The following is an 18720-nucleotide window of genomic DNA, read 5'->3' as shown; positions in this document are numbered from 1 at the left end:
ATCGGATTTGACCAGCAAAAATCGTGGTAATGACCGGCAGAGAACGACCCAAAGCAGACCCTCGCCAGGGTCTGCATACGGCCACAAACGGGCGATCCATATGCCCGAATAGGATGGAATTACCTAAGCAATAGGCTATATCCATGCGTATGCTTGAGAAAAAATATGCAAAAGAGATTCGTTCTTTTACCCTCGATCCCGGTCGAGCGCGAGACTTTTCGCGCCCGAGTTCGCAATCACGCACAAGCAGACCCCGACGGGTTTGATATCTACGACAACATGAAGAAAGAGCGTTTGAAAAAAGGGTACTCGGATCGGGCAGATGGTGAAGCTGCGTGTATCAAATTGAATGCTGATTCTTCTAATCTCAAATGAGCTTTTCCCGTTGTCCGGATATTCATCCCCTGAAAGCCAACGGCGTGTGTGGAGTGAGGGCAGTTCTAGACGATTGCTGCACACGGAGAATGGCAGCAATCGACTCGACACTTCAATTTTCCTGCATCTCGCTGGTTCAGCTCGTGAATAGACCTTTGTACAACGTGACGAAGGCCTGAACCGTCATGGGTGGTTGACCGGTGACCTGCGCGATGATGGAATCCTCCCCCTCGAACACCCCATTCTGGTAATCCTTCGCAACTTCTAGCAGATGCTGAATGAGGAAAGATGGGAGGCCATCTTTCTCTAACTCTTGGCGGTAATCATCCAGTGTAATCGCCACATATTTGATCTCCTGACTCAAGACTTTGCCGACTTCGTCCGCTATAGCCTGTTGGTTCATTTGAACCGGACCGTGGAGTGGATAGGTTTTGCCTTTGTGAGGCTGTGGGTTTTCCAGGATGGCCGTGATCAATCGAGCCTGATCTTCTGCCGCGATGGGGGCATGGCGACCAGAGCCAAACGGCAATCGAATTTCTCCGTGCTTGACAATGTGTTTGCGCCAGTGCGGATAGATAAGCCATTGGGCGAAATAAGTAGGTCGCAAGTGCGTTACATCAAGACCCGACCAGTCAAATACTCGCTCCGCAGTGTAGTGGCTAAGGGCTGCATGACTCTTTGCCACGCGACGTGCTGATATCTGTGACATGTTCACCACGGACGCTACTCCTGCTTCTTTTGCCGCCAGAGCGAAAAGCGCTGTCGCCTCGATCAGCCCAGGTGCGATCGGATACACGAAGTAAGCTCGCTCTATACCTTCGAGTGCTGCCCGAACGGCGTTCAGATCCAAAAGGTCACCGACCACAACTTCGGCACCCAATTCGCGTAGCTGAGCGGCTCTCCGATCGTCCGCGCGGACCAACGCACGTACGGCGTGCTTGTTTTCAAGCAACAGTTCAACGGTTCTGCGGCCGGTAAAACCGGTCGCGCCAGTGATGAGAATGGTGGGGCTGGTCATCGATTTTCTCTCTTTTTTGAAATGAATGTGGAGGTGAAAGCATTCAATATTACGACAGTAATATTGTTAGATGATGACCATAATGATTGTCAATGTGTTGTTTGACTTAACGAAAAATCATTCTGCGGTGGGTATCAGGAAGTTTGGGGTCAAGGGGAGGCGGGGGACGTGGTTTTGACGCTGTCACCCGCGATGAGTGAGCGCAAGCTATGGCAGCAGGCCTACTGCGCGATAGGTCTGGATCGTTTGATCGTACACTTGGATATCGTCACGCCCACGTGCAATCAACTGAGCACCTTCCACAGCCGCATAAATCGCCAGTGCCTGCTGCTGCCGTTCCTCCTCGCTCAACTGCGGGCGGCAGACAGTTAGTACCTGCGTCAACCAACGGACGTTGAGGGCGTTAAAAGCTTCGACTTCTGTCCTGACCTCCAGCGGCAAGTCGTCAAATTCGGCAGACATGATTCCGCACAGGCACATGCGGTTGTCGTTCACCAGCGCTTGGCGAAAGATGTCCGTATATCCCTGCATCCACACGCGAAGGTCATCGGAACCTGTGCGCAAATCCTCCAGATAAGCCAAACCATCCTCGGTGTAACGCTTGGCAAGCGCGGCACCCAAGTCACCTTTGGTTGGGAAATGGTAGTGAATGCTCGCACTCTTGATGCCTACCTCCTTCGCCAGTTCGCGAAAGCTCAAACCGTTATAGCCACGGGTCTGCACCATCGTGCGGGCGACCTGCATGATCGTTTCCCGAGTATCCGTCGTCACAAATTTACCTCCCTATCGATAGATAGATGTTGACAGTCAAAATCGCCTCGTCGTAGTTTATACCTATCGATAGGTAGATAGATAGGCAGCGAGCAATATGAAAATTTTTGACATCCCTGGTTTCCCAAATCCTCTGCGTGTGCGAATTGTCCTTGCTGAAAAGCGGATGAACGCTCAAGTGGAGTTCATCAAGGTGGACTTGCCGGCAGCAGAACATAAGCAGCCTGCGTTCCTGGCGCTCAATCCGCTGGGTACAGTTCCCGTTCTTCAGTTGGAGGACGGCACTAATATTTCTGAGTGCACGGCCATCACCGAGTATCTGGATAACCTGGACGGCAATCCGATTCTCACGGGTTCAACACCAAAGGAGAAGGCCGTCATCCACATGATGCAGAAACGCGCCGAATCCGAGCTGGCAGATCCGGTTGGAATCTACTTTCACCACGCTACGCCAGGATTGGGCGCTGCATTGCAGCCCTACAAAAGTCCCGACTGGGAAGGCCGTGTCGATTGGGGCAATCGTCAACGCGAGAGGGCAATCGACGGCATGAAGTATTTCGATCATCTCCTGCGCAACCAACCCTATATCGCCGGTGATGCGTTTTCCATGGCTGATATCACCGTCTTTGCGGGGCTCCTGTTTGCTGGTTTCGCTTCCATCGACATCCCCGTTGAGTGCACTGCGCTCTCGGCTTGGCAAACAAAAGTTCAGCAACGTCCGAGCGTGAAAAATCCCGCTTGATCCTGCACCGCCCCATCGACACTCGCTTTGGGGCGGGCCCCGCACCCTCCAGTTTTGATCAGGTACATCCCTATGGCCGTTTCCAACACCCGCTGGGCATTGCGTCCTACCTTTACCCTCGTCGTACTGGCGATTGCCTGTTCGATAATATCGGTTCAGGCGAGCGCCAGCGTTACAGAGCCCAAAGTAATTTCCAGCTACACGCACCAAACCGCGCCAACTCGATTTGTCGAAGTTGACGGCGCCCGCCTGGCGTACCGCCGCTTCGGTAAAGCCGGAGGAGTACCGCTGGTGTTTCTCCAGCATTTTGTTGGCAACCTCGACAGTTGGGACCCGAAGGTCATCGACGGTTTTGCCCGTGATCGTGAAGTCATCCTGTTTGACAATGCCGGCGTCGCCAGCTCAAGCGGTGAAATACCCAAAACTATTGAGGGCATGGCCAAATATGCCGCTGGGCTACTCCAACGGCTGGGTGTGGCGAAGGCTGATTTGCTGGGTTTTTCCATGGGTAGCCTCATCGCCCAGCAAGTAACGCTTGATCATCCAGAACTGGTACGTCGCCTGATTCTGGTGGGCTCATCACCCCGTGGTGGTGTGGGCATGTCTTCTCTAACGCCCGAATTCCAAGGCTACTTGGCGAAAAAACGCGATGTACCGGATGAACTGCTGTTGGATGTGTTTTTCACCCAGACCGCCGAGAGCCAGACCGCTGGGCGCAAGTTTCTTACCCGCCTGCGTGCACGCAAGGTCAATCGTGATTTGGAGGTCGATAGCAAGACCGCACCAGCACAGGCGGCGGCCATCGCAGGTTGGGGAGCGCCGACAGACAACTCGAGCGATTACCTCAAAGGCATCAAGCAACCCACGCTGGTGGTCGCCGGCAGTCGTGACATCGTGTTCTATACAGTCAATGACGTCACCTTGCAGCAGGCGCTACCCGATTCTCAATTGGTGATTTACCCGGATTCGAACCATGGCGCGATCTATCAATATCCCGACCTGTTTTTGAAACACGCCACGTTGTTTCTCAATGGGGTGAAGTGAATCGAACTGCGCTGGCGGCGTGCTCGCCAAGGCATTGCTCACCATCCATTGCTCGCCAAATCAGCCTGTAAGCCAGGTCTCACGGCTAAAAATCAGGATCACAGATATGAAAGCGATTCAGTTCCGTAGCTTCGGAGGTCCCGAAGTTCTCGAGTACGTCAATCTGCCAACTCCCGTGCCTGGGCCCGCAGAGGTACTGATAGACACCTCCGCCATCGGAGTGAATTTTCCAGATGTTCGCGAGCGTTTAGGCACGTATAACCGGCCAGAAACGCGCGTCGGTGGTGTGACGCTTCCGCACATCACTGGACTTCAGGTCGTCGGGCGTATATCCCAAACAGGAGAGGGCGTTGACTCTGGGGTCGTCGGTCGAAAAGTCATGGCATTGATGTCCAAAGGTGCCTACGCACAGCAGGCTGTCGCACGCGCGGACATGTTGGTCATGCTGGATGAAACGGCCAATGATGTCGCAATGGCTAGCTTGCCTTGTCAAGGGGTGACCGCGTACCTCGCGCTACGCATATGTGCACATCTGCAAGTTGGCGAAGACGTATTGATCCATGGAGCCGCCGGCGGTGTTGGGAGCCTGGCTGTCCAGATCGCCAAAGCGATGGGTGCGCGGTCGGTTTTTGGTACGGCCAGCACTGAAAGTCGACGTGCATTCGTCAAAAGCCTTGGAGCAGATCATGCCATTTCTTACGACACGCCCCAGTGGCCCCAGCGAGTTTTGGACTTGACGGGTGGGCGTGGGGTCGATGTGATCCTCGAGACAATTGGCGCAGAGGTGTTCGACCAGAACTTTGAGTGCCTCGCCATGTTGGGGCGTTGTGTGGTGGCGGGATCGACACGTGGGCCCGGCCAGCCATTGGCGCCTCGTCAGTTGATGGCCAAGGCTCAAACCTTGGCCGGCGTTTACCTGCCGACATTCTTCCAACGGCCAGCACTGATACGCCAGGCTTTGGAGTTCCTCGCCCAAGGCGTTTCAAGTGGCTCAATCCGACCCGTGATCGGCGCAAAACTGCCGTTGAGCGAAGCTCCCCTGGCGCATGCATTACTTGCGCGTAGGGAAGTGCAAGGTGTCATTGTGCTTGATCCCACTCTTTGATTTGCCCCTGGACCTCGTCTTGTTGGTTAGGACATTAGCAAATGGCGATGACACGCTATGTGGCGACCGCTGAGCATTGATACTCAATAGGTTAAAGTGTGGGCGATATCAGCAGCCCCCATTTTACGAATGACGGCTTTTGGCCGTTTTCTGCCTGTCGTGACCGGCTAAAAACGGTCATGTCTCCATGAATCTTGCAGGTCAAATACTGCACGTATGACTGGTCAGGTCCGATTCAAATGGATTGTCATGTGCAACGCAAACGGGCGTTCAAGCAGGGCGTGATTTCGTATTTGCCCGATAAAAACGTCAGTGTTGGCCAATTCGCAGGATTTCTCCCACCAGCCAGTTCACTGCTGGGTCCTGTCCACGTTGTGCCAGATAGACCAGGTCCAACTCGAAAGCCTCCAACGCAAACGGCAAGTCGTGCAGTTGCAGAGGGAGCAATGTCGCAAAGTTGCGGGCTAGTTGGGTCGGCAATACGACGCACAGGTCCGAAGCGGCCACTAGGTGTGCTGCCTGCAAGTAGTTGGGTGTGGTGTAGACGATCTGCCGTGACAATCCCTGTTCCCCTAGCCACTGATCGACCATGCCACGTGTCTGTCCGCCGTGTACCCAGAGGTGGCGTAATCGCAGAAAGGTTTCCAGATCCAGTGTGTCGGTGATTGCCGGATGGTCGTGTCGTAACGCGATTTGAAGGGTTTCGCTGCGCCAGTGATGTCGGGCAAAACGTGCAGGGATGTCGTCAAAGCGGCCCAGAACCATGTCGAGATGCCCGCGATCCAGGGCATCGATCGGCAGGCTAGGGTCGAGTGGGGCGATGTCCAGGCGCAAGTTGGGTGCATTGTCTTGCAAGTGCCGCAGCAATCTTGGCATGCACAACTGCTCGACGAAGTCAGTTGTGGCAATGCGAAAGGTCTGTCGGCTCGACAGCGGATCGAAGCCTTCATCCACGCCGAGGGTCTGTTCGATTTGCTGCAACGCCGCACGAATCGGGCCTTCCAGTGCCAGAGCCTTGGGCGTCGGCTGCATGCGCCGGCCGATACGCACCAACAAAGGATCATCGAGCTGTTCGCGCAGGCGCGCCAGGGCGTTACTTACGGTCGGTTGACTAAGAGCCAGGCGTTCAGCGGCGCGGGAGACGTTCTGTTCTCGCAGCAATACATCGAGAATGCGCAACAGGTTGAGGTCGAAGTTAGTTGTATTCATTCTGCAAATATCACGCATATGAAAATGAAATTTCTCAAATAGTAGGCAGCTGCTTAGGGTGTCGGCAATCCTTCTTTTCGGTTTGGGAGTGTCGGTGTGAGCAACAGATACGACGTACTACAGGCAACATTCGCAGTGGTCAGCACAACGGGCCGTGGCGATGCGGAGGGGCGGGTATGAACTATCAGGCACCGCTGCGCGATATGCGTTTTGTATTGCACGAACTGTTTGACGTGACCGGGCATTGCCAGCAACTGGGCAATGGCCTGGATCGCGAAACCATCGACGACGTGCTCGAAGAGGCCGCGCGGTTCGCTGCCGAGGTAGTGGCGCCGCTCAATCGAAACAGTGACGAGCAGGGCTGTCGCCTGGAGAACGGAGAAGTCACCACGCCCGATGGTTTCGCCCAGGCCTACAAGCTGTTTGTCGAGCAAGGCTGGGCGAGCATGACCGGGCCACTGGCGTTCGGTGGCCAGGGTTTCCCGCAGATGGTCTCGGCAAACTTCCACGAAATGCTGATGAGCGCCTCGTTGTCGTTTCGTGTCTATTCCGGGTTGACCGAAGGCACGGTCCTGGCCTTGCATCGCCACGGCAGTGAGGCGCTCAAGGCGCGTTACCTGGGGCCATTGGTCAGCGGCGAGTGGACCGGCACCATGTGCCTCACCGAGCCCCAGGCCGGGACCGACCTGGCGCTGTTGCGCACCCGTGCCCAGCCCCAGGCCGACGGCAGTTATCAACTCAGCGGCAGCAAGATCTTCATCAGCGGCGGCGAACAGGACTTGAGTGACAACATCATTCATCTGGTGCTCGCCCGTTTGCCTGACGCACCACCGGGCATCAAGGGCATCAGCCTGTTCCTGGTGCCCAAGCGGCTGGTCAACGCCGATGGCTCGCTCGGAGAGCGCAACTCGCTGAGCTGCGGCGCACTGGAACACAAGATGGGCATCAAGGGTGCCTCCACCTGTGTAATGAATTTCGACGGCGCCACCGGCTGGCTGGTAGGGCAACCCAACCAAGGCCTGGCCTGCATGTTCACCATGATGAACGATGCCCGTTTTCAGGTGGGGCTGCAGGGCCTGGGCATCGCCGAAGCGGCATTCCAGGGCGGCCTGGCCTATGCCCGCGAGCGCTTGCAGTCGAGGGCGATCACCGGTCCCGTGGCGCCGGAAAAACCTGCCGACCCGATCATCGTGCACCCGGATGTGCGGCGTATGCTGCTCACCCAGAAGACCCTCAGCGAAGGTTGCCGCATGCTCGCTGCCTATGCCGCCCGGCAACTGGACCTCGAACACGGCGCCGCCGACCCGGCGCAGCGCGATGCCGCCAACCGCCGCGCCGCGTTGCTCATTCCGATGATCAAGGCCTTCTTCACCGACTGCGGGCAGGAAGTGGCCAGCCTTGGCGTGCAGTTGTACGGCGGTCACGGGTACATCCGCGAGTGGGGCATGGAGCAACTGATGCGTGACAGTCGTATCACCCAGCTCTACGAAGGTACCAACGGCATCCAGGCGCTGGACCTGATCCGCCGCAAGTTGCTGGGCGACGGCGGTAGCGAGCTCAATGCGCTGATAGACGAACTGAGCACCCAAGTGGCGTTCGCCACGTCCCATCCGGAAATGGCCGAGCGGGTCAGTCAGCGCCTTCAGGAGTGGCGAGCGCTGGCTGAGTCAATACTGCAGGCCTGCCGTCGCGATCCCGAGGAGATCGGCGCGGTATCCGTGGATTTTCTAGCCTATTCGGCCTACGTGATGTTGGCGGCCTTGTGGTTGCAGGCGGCTGTTCGTGCCAGTGAGGCCTTGCAGGCTGGCACCGGAGAAACGGCGTTCTATCAGACCAAGTTGCAATCGGCCGACTTCTACCTGCGCCGGATACTGCCCCGGGCCGGTGCCCATCGCGAGGCATTGCTCGCTGGTGCCAGTTGCCTGATGGCCATGCCGCAGAGCCACTTCGCATTCTGAAATGTCCCCGCCGGTGTTGCCACAAAGGGAGGGGCGGGCCATGCCTTCCGCTGGCTACGCTGCCCCCACGCAGATCCTCTGCCCTCAATAATCGGCACCCTCCGGTGCCGATTGCTCAATCCCTGCGGGCGGCATTGAGCCGCTTGTTCTGCGACTTACCGCTGGAGCGCAATACCATGCAAGACGCCGTTATCGTTTCCACTGCCCGCACGCCAATCGCCAAAGCCTTTCGCGGTGCGTTCAATGATTTAAAGTCGCCGTCGATGAGCGCGGTGGCCATTCGTACCGCGGTCGAACGTGCGGGCATCGAACCGGGACAAATTGACGACCTGGTGATGGGCACGGCCATGCAGAGCGGTACCGCCGCGACCAACCTGGCTCGTCTGTCGGCACTGGCGGCCGGCCTGCCATTGTCTGTCAGCGGCCAGACCATCGACCGTCAATGCGCCTCTGGCCTGATGGCAATCTCCATTGCCGCCAAACAGATCATGGTCGATGGCATGCAGGTGACCGTCGGTGCCGGCCAGGAACAGATCAGCCTGGTGCAAAACCCGCACACGCAGTTCGCCGCCGCCGAACAGGATGCCACTGTGTTGCGTATGGCCGAGCATGCCTACATGCCGATGTTGCAGACCGCTGAGATTGTCGCCCGACGCTACAACATCAGTCGTGAAGCCCAAGACGTTTACGGCCTCCAGTCCCAGCAACGCACTGCGGCGGCACAGGCGGCGGGCTTGTTCGCCGATGAAATCGTACCGGTCAGCGTGCGCAAGAAAATCGTCGACAAGCAGAGCGGCGCCGTCACCTATGAAGACGTGCACCTGACGCTGGATGAGGGGAATCGCCCGCAGACCACGCTCGACAATCTGCAAGCATTGGCCCCCGTGCTTGAAGGTGGCTGCATCACCGCGGGCAACGCCAGCCAATTGTCCGACGGCGCCAGCGCCTGTGTGCTGATGAGTGGTGCACTGGCAGCCCGTTCCTCAGTGAGCCCGCTGGGCCTGTATCGTGGCTTCGCCGTGGCGGGTCTGGCGCCTGAAGAAATGGGCATCGGACCGGTGCTGGCGATCCCTAAGCTGCTGCGCCAGCACGGACTGCGCGTGGATGACATCGGCCTGTGGGAGATCAACGAGGCTTTTGCCTGCCAGGTGCTGTACAGCGCGCAGACCCTGGGGATTGATCCAGCGAAATTGAACGTCAACGGCGGCGCGATCGCCATCGGTCACCCCTATGGCATGAGCGGCGCGCGGATGGTCGGCCATGCGTTGCTGGAGGGCAAACGTCGTGGCGTGAAGTATGTGGTGGTGAGTATGTGCGTCGGCGGTGGCATGGGCGCCGCCGGTTTGTTCGAAGTGTTGTGATTTAACTCCATGGCTCAGGCGGCCGGGATAACCCGGACCGCCTGATAGCGCTTTACAGGCTCCCCACCAATTGTCCGCCATCCACTGCCAGCACCGCACCAGACATATAGGCCCCAGCCTCGCTTGCGAGCAACAGGAACGGGCCATCCAGCTCCTCCAGTTGCCCTAGCCGGCGCAACGGTACTGCCTCGCGAATATAGGCTTGGCCCTTTTCACTGTCGAAGAAGCCGCCATCGGTCATTTCAGTCTTGAAGTAGCCCGGTGCGATGGCATTGACCCGAATCCCGTAGCGCGCCAGTTCCAGCGCCAATGATTTGGTCAACTGCACCACGCCCGCCTTGGCCGTGCAGTAGTGGCTGTATCCGGTGCCCACCCGCAGGCCTAGCATCGAGGCAATGTTGACGATACTGCCCGGCTGCTCGGCACGAGCCAGGCGTTGCGCCGCGCACTGGGCCACCCGCCAGACGCCGTCGAGATTGGTCGACAGCATGTGGCGCCAGTCTTCTTCACTGATTTCCAGCACGCGCTGGCCGTTGCCGATGCCCGCATTGTTGAGCACCACGTCCACTACACCATAAGCGGCTTCGGCCTCATCAAATGCGGCTTCAACACTGTCGCGATCGGTGACATCCAAGGCGATTGGCAGCGCCTGGCCACCGTTGTAGTTTATCGTCTCGGCCAATTGCTGCAGGCGCTCCACCCGGCGTGCCGTCAGCACCACTCGCGCGCCGGCACGAACGGCAACCCGCGCCAGGTGTTCGCCAATGCCGCTGGAGGCACCGGTGATCAGCACGGTTTTACCGGCGAGAGAGAAGGGGGAATGGGAAAGGGAGACTGTTTCGTTCATTGCAGGTGTCCTGTTGACGAGAGAAGCAGGCACCGAATGGATGCCTGCCGGTTGTGGTCAGATGCGTTCGATCGTGGTTTTGCCGGCCGCCACAAGACGCTCCAGCAGAGGTGCCGGGGTGAACCACATCTGGCCGTATTCGCCCAGGGACTGACGGTAGTGCAGGATGCCGGCCAGGACCTTGTCCAGACCATATTGCTCGGCATAGTGCATAGGGCCGCCGAGGTGCGCCGGGAAGCCGTACCCGTTGATCCAGACCAGATCGATATCACTGGCGCGCAGGGCGATGCCCTCATCCAGCAACTGAATGCCTTCGTTGATCAGCATGAACAGGCAACGGTCATGTATTTCCTGTTTGTCGATGGCTCGACGGGGTACGGACAGTTCTACGGCCAGGCGTTCGGCCGCGGCAACGACATCAGGATCGTTGCGCCTTTCCCGCCCTTCGTAAGCGTAAAAACCACGTGCGGTTTTCTGGCCGAAGCGACCCATGCTGTACAGCTCATCACCTAGGCGGCAATAGCTCGGATCGTGTGCAATGGCGGCACGGTTGGCATCGCGCACCAGAAAGTTCACGTCGACGCCGGCCAAGTCGAGCATGGTGAACACACCCATGTTCAAATCCAGGTCAGTCAGCACGCCATCCACCTGTTCCGGGGTAGCGCCTTCGAGGACCAAGCGGTGAGCTTCGCGGGCATAAGGTTCGAGCATGCGGTTGCCGATAAAACCGAAGCACACACCGGACACCACCGGGATCTTGCCGATGGTGCGGCCCATCTTGAGGGTGGAGGCCAGCACTTGAGCCGAGGTTTCCCGGGCGTTGACCACTTCCAGCAGCCGCATGACGTTGGCCGGGCTGAAAAAATGCAGACCGATAACATCCTGCGCACGGGAGGTCACGGCAGCGATCAGATCGACGTCCAGAGAAGAGGTGTTGGTCGCCAGAATGGCGCCGGGCTTGCACACGCGATCAAGGCTGCGGAACACTTCCTGCTTGATCTCGAGCTTTTCGAACACCGCTTCGATCACCAGGTCGGCGTCGGCCAGGTCGGCGTAGTCGAGAGTGCCGGTAAGCAGTGCCATGCGCTGCTCCAGCGTGGATTCGCTCAGCTTGCCGCGTTTGACGCTGATGCCGTAGGTCTTTCGGATATGCGCCAGGCCGCGATCCAGTGCGTCACCCTGACGCTCCAGCAAGGTCACCGGGATGCCGACATTGGCGAAGTTCATGGCGATGCCACCGCCCATGGTGCCGGCGCCGATGACCGCGACTTTGCCAATCGCAAGCAACGCCGTCGAGGCGTCGATTCCGGGTATCTTGCCCGCTTCGCGTTCGGCGAAGAACACATGGCGCAATGCCTCAGACTGGGAAGACGCTTCAGCCTGCTTGAACAGTGCAACTTCCCGGGCCAGTCCCTGGTCTAGCGGCAACACGCAAGCGGCTTCTACGGCGGAAAAAACCAGACGGGGAGCCAGACGGCTCTTCCAGCGGGGCTCATTTTCACTGCGGTAACGTTCAAAGAAATCTGCCGCCAAGCCTTCGGCCGGTTTGGCGAAACGCTCGGCGGGTCTGGCCGGGGCGTGGACGGTGATCAGTTCGCGGGCATAGACACAGGCGACTTCAAGCAATTGTTCGGGGCTATCGGCGAGCCGGTCGACAATCCCAAGCTCCAGAGCACGACCGGCCGACACAGGGGCGCCGCTCATCATCATGTCCAGAGCCGCTTGGGCCCCAATCAGCCGAGGCAGACGCTGGGTGCCGCCGGCGCCGGGTAACAACCCGAGATTGATTTCCGGAAGGCCTACGCGAGTCTGCGGTTCGCCGATGCGATAGCCGCAGGCGAGTGCGAGCTCAAGGCCACCGCCCAGCGCCAGCTTGCCAATAGCGGCCACCAGGGGTTTGTCAAGACAGGTCAGGCGCAGGCAAAGGTCAGGTAGATTCGGCGCAGCAAAGGACGCTGCGCTGCCGAATTCGCTGATGTCCGCGCCGGCGCTGAACAAGCCATTGGCGCCATAGAGGACAATGGCGCGCACCGAGGCGTCGGCATTGGCCTGTTCGCAGGCCTGGAGTATGGCTTCACGCAGGGGTTGCCCCAGGGTGTTGACCGGCGGGCGAGCCAGACCGATCAACGCTAGATTGTCTTGTACCTGATAAGTGACCAGGGAATTCATGATGACTCCTTGTTGTGGCTGAAGGGGGATGGACAGGCTCAGAACCACGGGTCCTGCATGTCGAAGCTGGTGCAATCGGCACGGATCAGCAAACGTGACTGCGCCTCGATGGTGGCCAGCTCCCAGTCGATGAAGTAGCGCGCCGCTTGCATTTTTCCGTTGTAGAAATCCGCCTCGCTGCCGGTCGCGCCCTCGCTCAGGGCGCGGCTGGCAATCAGTGCCATGCGCAACCACAGCCAGCCAACCAGCACACGACCGAAGAGGTCGAGGTAGACGGTGGCGTTTGACAGGCCTCGCTCGGCATCTTCAGCGACTTGTTCAATCAGACTTTTGGTTGTTTGTTGGAGGCAGTCCAGAGCGCAGGCGAGTTCATCGGCGAGTGCCGCACAGCGATGGTCGCGCGCAGCCTGCTCAAGGGTTTGGCGCACGTTGCCGACAAACAGACGGTAGCCCATTGCGCCGTTCTGTTGCAGCTTGCGCCCCAGCAGATCAAGGCCGTGAATACCCTCAGTACCTTCGTGGATGGGGTTCAGGCGATTGTCGCGGTAGTACTGCTCCAGTGGGTATTCGCGGATATAACCGGAACCGCCGAGAACCTGAATGCCGATGTCCGAAGCAATGACTCCATATTTGGAAGGGTACGACTTGACCATGGGGATCAGCAGGTCGAGCAGTTCGCGGGCTTCGTGGCGTGTCGTTTCGTCGGGCGAGGTATGCGCGTCCTCATAGAGGGTGCTGGCATACAGGCACAGCGCCAGACTTCCTTCGGCATAGGTTTTCTGCTGCAACAACAAGCGACGCACGTCGGCGTGTTCCACGATGCGCACCTGCGGCGACAGAGGGTCCTTGTTCCCCGGTCGACGGCCCTGAGGTCGCTCTCGGGCATAGTCCAGCGCCCGGTTGAAACTCTGATACGCCAACGCCGAAGCCCCCAGTGCCACTCCGATGCGTGCTTCGTTCATCATCTGGAACATGTAGGACAAACCTTTGTTGGCTTCACCCACCAAGTAACCGACGGCACCGGCCTGTTCACCGAAATTCAGTACGGTGGAGGTGGTGTTGCGATAACCCAGTTTGTGCAGCAGGCCGGCCAGGGCTACGTCATTGCGCGCACCCAATGTGCCATCGTCATTGACCAGGAACTTGGGCACCAAAAACAGCGAAATACCTCGGGTGCCGGCCGGTGCGCCTTCGATTCGTGCGAGCACCAGGTGCACGATGTTTTCGGTCAGCGAGTGGTCGCCACCGGAAATGAACATTTTCTGGCCGAACAGGCGATAGGTCCCGTCGTCGGCCGGGCGGGCGAGGGTCCGCAGGTCACCGAGTGCAGAACCCTGGCCAGGCTCGGTCAAGGCCATGGTGCCGCTGAAGCGCCCGTCTAGCATGGGCGGCAGGAAGCGTTGGCGCAGCACATCGCTGGCAAAGCTCTTGATCAGGTTGGCGGCACCGATGGTCAGGAACGAGTACGCCACCGTGGCGATGTTGGCCGCGTTGAAGTACGCCATGCAGGCCCGCAGGATGACTTCAGGCAGTTGCAAACCGCCGTCGTTGGCATCGTGATGCGCGGCCAGGAAACCAGCTTGGGCGAACGCGTCCCAGGCCGACTTGGTTTCCGGGATCAGGGTAACCTTTTCACCGTCGAAACTCGGCTCGTACGCATCGCCTTTCTGGTTATGCGGGGCAAAATAGTCGGCGGCGATGTCGCGAGCGGTTTGCAGTGTCGCATCGAATACAGAGCGGTCGTGATCGGCATAACGCGGGCGCTGCAATAGTGCCTCGGTATCGTTCAGTTCATAGAGCTGGAAACTCAGTTCGCGTTCATTGAGCAAAGCATCAGTCATGGTTTTTTCTCGCATGGCGTCGGTCACCTTTTCGGCCGACCGGAATGATCCTGCCCAGTAGAGCCAAATCCGGCGCCTCGCGCGCTATCCCAAAAGGGGGGGCAGGGGTAACGCGGACGTGCCGCCCACCCATTCAAGGGAGGGTCATGCGCGACTTTCTCTGGATAAGCTGGCCATACCCCGATCCCCTTGCGGGTCATCGGGGCGGATGGCGTCCAGAGAGGTACAAGTGGTGTATCGCAAATTGTTTTCGGTGACAGGCAGACCCCGCAGGCTCGACGGCGGCGCCCTGTTTGGCACGACCCCGCGCAACGCCTGGATCGAATGGCAGAGCCCTGACTACGACAACGAGGTCGAATTGGCGTGCCGGGCGCTGCTGGTGCAACAGGACGGCTCGAACATCCTGGTCATGGCGGGCACCGATGCGCTGTTCGCGCCACTGCCGCGCACCTGCCGCTGCCAGCGTTCGACCCCGGGCCTGCTGGAAGGTCTTGCCCGGCTGGGGGTGGAAGAAGCGCAGATACACGCCGTGGTACTCACCCACCTGCACGCGATGCTCGCGCCGGAAGTACGCCTTGCCGTCAGTGAAGGCGATGCGCCCCGGCTGTTGTTTCCGACCGCTCGTTATCTGGTCGGCCGACAGCACTGGATGCGTGCGAACCATCCTCACCCGCGTGATCGAGCGCTGTTCGTCCCGCAAATCATCAGTCAGCTGCAAGGCAGTGGGCGATTGCACCTGATCGACGAATGCTCCAGCGATCTGCTGGGAGAAGGCTGGCGCTTTCACCTCAGCGATGGCCATACCCCCGGGCAACTGTTGCCCGAAATCGATATGCCCGGCGGCCCGATCATTTTCGCCGGTGATCTGGTCCCTGGCCGCCAGTGGCTAGCGCTCGACCAGACCACGGCTTACGACCGCAACCCGGAAAGCCTGATCGATGAAAAGGAGCGCTTGCTCGATCACGTGGTGGCCGAGAGAGGGCGACTGTTCCTGAGCCGCGACCCGAGCGTCGCAATGATCAAGGTCGCCCGTGACAAGCAGCACCGATATCAACCTTTTGATCACCACGCCGCCTTGCATCGGCTGGACAGTTGAAATAACCCGCTCACCAGGAGTTCCCCATGAAAGTAATGGCTGCTGTAAAGCGCGTGGTCGACTACAACGTGAAAGTCCGCGTCAGGGCGGACGGTTCCGGCGTCGACCTCGCTAACGTGAAAATGGCGATGAATCCATTCTGTGAAATTGCTGTGGAAGAGGCGGTTCGTCTGAAGGAGCAAGGCATTGCCAGCGAAGTGGTGGTGGTCAGCGTCGGTTCGCCCGGTGCACAGGAACAGTTGCGTACCGCACTGGCACTGGGCGCCGACCGCGCCATCCTGGTAGAAACCGATGACGCACTGGGTTCCCTGGCCGTGGCCAAGTTGCTCAAGGCTGTGGTGGACAAGGAACAACCGCAATTGGTGATCCTCGGCAAACAAGCCATCGACAGCGATAACAATCAGACGGGCCAGATGCTCGCCGCATTGAGCGGTTACGCTCAGGGCACGTTCGCGTCCTATGTTGAAATCAGAGAAGACAAAGTGACCGTGGCGCGGGAAATCGACGGCGGCGCGCAGACCGTTTCCCTCAAGCTGCCAGCCATCGTCACCACCGACCTGCGTTTGAACGAGCCGCGCTACGCATCTCTGCCCAACATCATGAAAGCCAAGAAGAAGCCTCTGGAAGTGCTGACACCGGGCGCCTTGGGCATTTGCACCGACTCCACCAACAAGACCGTGAACGTCGAAGCGCCTGCCGCGCGCAGCCCGGGAATCAAGGTCAAGTCGGTGGCCGAACTGGTCGAGAAACTGAAAAATGAAGCGAAGGTGATCTGATGACTATTTTGGTTATTGCCGAACACAACAACACGCTACTGGCGGCCGTCACCCTGAACACCGTGGCGGCCGCCGCGCAAATCGGTGGCGACATTCATGTGCTGGTGGCTGGCCAGGGCGCAGGTGCCGTCACTGAAGCCGCGGTGAAAGTCCCGGGTGTCAGCAAAGTGCTGGTTGCCGACCAGGCCGCCTATGCCCATCAGTTACCGGAGAACGTCGCAGCGTTGATCGCCAGTCTGGTGATCGAACAGCACTCGATTTATACCCACGTATTGGCCGCAGCCACCTCCAATGGCAAAAACATCCTGCCACGGGTTGCCGCGCAGCTGGATGTGGATCAGATCTCCGAAATTATCTCGGTGGAAAGTCCCGATACCTTCAAACGCCCGATCTATGCCGGTAACGCCATCGCCACTGTTCAATCCAACGCTGTGGTCAAGGTCATCACCGTGCGTACCACCGGTTTCGACCCGGTGGTTGCCGAAGGGGGGGCGGCAACTGTTGAGTTCGTCGATACCGAATACAACGCCGGCACCGCAAGCTTCGTCAATGAAGTGCTGGCCAAGTCCGACCGTCCGGACCTCAGCGCCGCGAAGATCGTCGTATCCGGTGGCCGCGGTATGCAGAACGGTGACAACTTCAAGCACCTGTATGCGCTGGCCGACAAACTCGGCGCGGGTGTCGGTGCCTCCCGCGCCGCGGTGGACGCGGGCTTTGTCGCCAACGACATGCAGGTTGGCCAGACTGGCAAGATCGTTGCGCCACAGCTGTACATCGCCGTCGGTATCTCCGGCGCGATCCAGCACCTGGCTGGCATGAAAGACTCCAAGGTGATCGTGGCGATCAACAAGGACGAGGAAGCGCCGATCTTCCAGGTGGCCGATTACGGCCTGGTAGCGGATCTGTTCGACGCCGTTCCGGAGTTTGAACGCTTGGTTTGAGCTATTCCCGATTCCGACCGTGCCCCCGCAAACGCGCGGTTGGAATCGCGATCAGCAACAACAGAGCGCCCAACACCAGCAACACCGCTATCAAATCGAATGCCAGGTACAAACTGCCGGTAGCGGTTTTCAAAGCGCCAACGGCAGTCTGGCTGAGGAAACCCGCCAGGTTGCCGAGACTGCTGATAAGGGCGATTCCGCCGGCAGCGGCGGGTCTGCTTAGCAATGCGGGCGGGATCGTCCAGAACAATGGCATCGCCGCCAGCGCCGCCGCACCCCCAACGCTGATCAATGCCATGGACAATGCAGTGTGCCCCTCGACCAGATCCAGAAGGCAAAAGCACGCTGCGGCTGTCAACAGGGTCAGGCTCAAGTGCCAGCGTCGTTCCATATGGCGATCGGAGCTGCGACCGAGCCAGAACATGGCACATAGACCGGCCAGGAACGGCAGGCTGGTGGCCAGGCCAATCAATTGCAAGTCTTGCAGACCAAAGCCGCGTACCAGGGACGGTAACCAATACGACACTGTGTTGGCGGCACTGTAGATGCAAAAACACACCAGACCGGCGACATACAGCCGTGGATCGCGCAACGCGCTGACAAAACCCGAACCTGCCGACTCATGGGGCGACTCATTCGCCAGAGCCTCGCGGATCTGACGTTTTTGATCGTCGTCGAGCCAGCGCGCCTGGTCAGGCCGGTCGGTCAACCAAACGCGTCCGATCAAGCCCAGCATCACTGCGGGCAATCCGGTCAGGACAAACAGTACCTGCCAGTCGCGCAATCCGAGCCAGCCGTGCAGTTGGGCCATGATGGTGCCTGACAGTGGGCCACAGATCATGCCCGCGACCATGCCGGACATGAAAAACGATGCGGTGATACGCCCGCGCACGGAGGCCGGAAACCAGTAGGTGAGGTACAGAATCAGACCGGGGAAAAATCCTGCCTCGGCGACACCGAGCAAAAAACGCGCAACGAGCAGTTGCTCGGGGCTGGTGACAAAGGCTGTGATCACGGTGATCAGGCCCCAGAGGATCATGATCCGGGTCAACGTGGCACGTGCGCCGACACGCTGCATGTACAGGTTGCTCGGTACTTCAAACAGGATGTAACCCAGATAAAAGACCCCGGCGCCGATGCCGTAGGTCGTATCGGTGAGCAGGATGTCTTCGGCCATCCGCAGCTTGGCGAACGACAGGTTGAGGCGGTCGATGGCATTGAGAATGAACGCCAGCATCAGGTACGGCATCAGGCGCCAGATGACCTTGGAGTAGGTGCGTTTCAGTTCGTTAGAAGTGGCGGAATCTGCCGGGAATTGCGGGATGGCATCGCTCATTGAAGCGCTCCTCAGTGGCCCGGTTATTGTTGTATTGGAACTTCTGGGGGCCGTTCTGGCGAGTATAAAGAGCCGCTGATGGTGCAATGTTCCGGATTCGTAGATTCAATCAACCTATTGAATTCACAGGT

The 18720-nt window shown here is 58.9% G+C and carries 16 protein-coding genes; 9 read left to right on the top strand and 7 right to left on the bottom strand.

Going from position 1 to position 18720, the window contains the following annotated elements:
* The first annotated feature begins 165 nt into the window (after positions 1 to 165).
* Complete coding sequence (locus tag HNO86_RS07515) at positions 166 to 375, top strand: hypothetical protein (protein ID WP_175376370.1); 210 nt, start codon at positions 166 to 168, stop codon at positions 373 to 375.
* 136 nt (positions 376 to 511) lie between these two features.
* On the opposite strand, the gene HNO86_RS07510 is transcribed toward HNO86_RS07515, so the two are convergent.
* Both HNO86_RS07510 and HNO86_RS07505 read right to left on the bottom strand, forming a co-directional pair.
* On the bottom strand, positions 512 to 1393 hold the full coding sequence (locus HNO86_RS07510; protein WP_175376369.1) for an NAD(P)H-binding protein: 882 nt from the start codon (positions 1391 to 1393) through the stop codon (positions 512 to 514).
* A 207-nt stretch (positions 1394 to 1600) separates the two neighbouring features.
* Positions 1601 to 2137 carry a TetR/AcrR family transcriptional regulator gene (locus HNO86_RS07505; protein ID WP_175376368.1) on the bottom strand — a complete coding sequence of 179 codons (537 nt, stop codon included), beginning with the start codon at positions 2135 to 2137 and terminating at the stop codon, positions 1601 to 1603.
* A gap of 124 nt (positions 2138 to 2261) precedes the next feature.
* On the opposite strand from HNO86_RS07505, the gene HNO86_RS07500 reads away from it, so the two are divergent.
* From HNO86_RS07500 to HNO86_RS07490, 3 genes are all read left to right on the top strand, one after another.
* Positions 2262 to 2906 (top strand): glutathione S-transferase, encoded by a 645-nt coding sequence (locus tag HNO86_RS07500; RefSeq protein ID WP_175376367.1) that lies wholly within the window; start codon positions 2262 to 2264, stop codon positions 2904 to 2906.
* Positions 2907 to 2978: 72 nt separating this feature from the next.
* On the top strand, positions 2979 to 3950 hold the full coding sequence (locus HNO86_RS07495) for an alpha/beta fold hydrolase (RefSeq protein ID WP_175376366.1): 972 nt from the start codon (positions 2979 to 2981) through the stop codon (positions 3948 to 3950).
* A gap of 106 nt (positions 3951 to 4056) precedes the next feature.
* Complete coding sequence (locus HNO86_RS07490) at positions 4057 to 5055, top strand: zinc-binding dehydrogenase (protein ID WP_175376365.1); 999 nt, start codon at positions 4057 to 4059, stop codon at positions 5053 to 5055.
* A 309-nt stretch (positions 5056 to 5364) separates the two neighbouring features.
* Here the strand turns inward: HNO86_RS07490 and HNO86_RS07485 are convergent, their stop codons facing one another.
* Entirely contained in the window at positions 5365 to 6282 is a 918-nt protein-coding gene (locus HNO86_RS07485; protein ID WP_372242517.1) for a LysR family transcriptional regulator, read from the bottom strand.
* A gap of 158 nt (positions 6283 to 6440) precedes the next feature.
* On the opposite strand from HNO86_RS07485, the gene HNO86_RS07480 reads away from it, so the two are divergent.
* Both HNO86_RS07480 and HNO86_RS07475 read left to right on the top strand, forming a co-directional pair.
* The gene (locus tag HNO86_RS07480) at positions 6441 to 8222 is read left to right on the top strand and encodes an acyl-CoA dehydrogenase C-terminal domain-containing protein (protein ID WP_175376363.1); all 1782 of its coding nucleotides are present in this window, start codon (positions 6441 to 6443) and stop codon (positions 8220 to 8222) included.
* A gap of 176 nt (positions 8223 to 8398) precedes the next feature.
* Positions 8399 to 9583 carry an acetyl-CoA C-acyltransferase gene (locus tag HNO86_RS07475; protein WP_175376362.1) on the top strand — a complete coding sequence of 395 codons (1185 nt, stop codon included), beginning with the start codon at positions 8399 to 8401 and terminating at the stop codon, positions 9581 to 9583.
* A gap of 52 nt (positions 9584 to 9635) precedes the next feature.
* Here the strand turns inward: HNO86_RS07475 and HNO86_RS07470 are convergent, their stop codons facing one another.
* From HNO86_RS07470 to HNO86_RS07460, 3 genes are read right to left on the bottom strand one after another with little or no spacing between them, the layout of a single operon-like run.
* Positions 9636 to 10430, bottom strand: coding sequence for an SDR family NAD(P)-dependent oxidoreductase (locus HNO86_RS07470; protein ID WP_175376361.1), 795 nt, complete (start codon positions 10428 to 10430; stop codon positions 9636 to 9638).
* A 57-nt stretch (positions 10431 to 10487) separates the two neighbouring features.
* Positions 10488 to 12599 carry a 3-hydroxyacyl-CoA dehydrogenase NAD-binding domain-containing protein gene (locus HNO86_RS07465; protein WP_175376360.1) on the bottom strand — a complete coding sequence of 704 codons (2112 nt, stop codon included), beginning with the start codon at positions 12597 to 12599 and terminating at the stop codon, positions 10488 to 10490.
* Positions 12600 to 12637: 38 nt separating this feature from the next.
* A complete protein-coding gene (locus HNO86_RS07460) occupies positions 12638 to 14440 on the bottom strand; it encodes an acyl-CoA dehydrogenase (protein ID WP_175376359.1) in 1803 nt (600 codons plus the stop codon).
* A 208-nt stretch (positions 14441 to 14648) separates the two neighbouring features.
* On the opposite strand from HNO86_RS07460, the gene HNO86_RS07455 reads away from it, so the two are divergent.
* From HNO86_RS07455 to HNO86_RS07445, 3 genes are read left to right on the top strand one after another with little or no spacing between them, the layout of a single operon-like run.
* Positions 14649 to 15536: an MBL fold metallo-hydrolase gene (locus tag HNO86_RS07455; RefSeq protein WP_178131071.1), complete on the top strand. Its 888-nt coding sequence runs from the start codon at positions 14649 to 14651 to the stop codon at positions 15534 to 15536.
* A 26-nt stretch (positions 15537 to 15562) separates the two neighbouring features.
* Positions 15563 to 16312, top strand: a complete 750-nt coding sequence (locus HNO86_RS07450; protein ID WP_175376357.1) for an electron transfer flavoprotein subunit beta/FixA family protein — start codon at positions 15563 to 15565, stop codon at positions 16310 to 16312.
* A complete protein-coding gene (locus tag HNO86_RS07445; RefSeq protein ID WP_175376356.1) occupies positions 16312 to 17253 on the top strand; it encodes an electron transfer flavoprotein subunit alpha/FixB family protein in 942 nt (313 codons plus the stop codon). The genes HNO86_RS07450 and HNO86_RS07445 overlap by 1 nt, the downstream gene beginning before the upstream one ends.
* A gap of 1 nt (position 17254) precedes the next feature.
* On the opposite strand, the gene HNO86_RS07440 is transcribed toward HNO86_RS07445, so the two are convergent.
* On the bottom strand, positions 17255 to 18589 hold the full coding sequence (locus HNO86_RS07440) for an MFS transporter (RefSeq protein WP_175376355.1): 1335 nt from the start codon (positions 18587 to 18589) through the stop codon (positions 17255 to 17257).
* Positions 18590 to 18720 lie beyond the last annotated feature (131 nt).

Source organism: Pseudomonas sp. C1C7, assembly GCF_013359595.1.
Classification (GTDB): Bacteria; Pseudomonadota; Gammaproteobacteria; order Pseudomonadales; family Pseudomonadaceae; genus Aquipseudomonas.
This window is presented reverse-complemented; position numbering and strand designations above follow the sequence as displayed.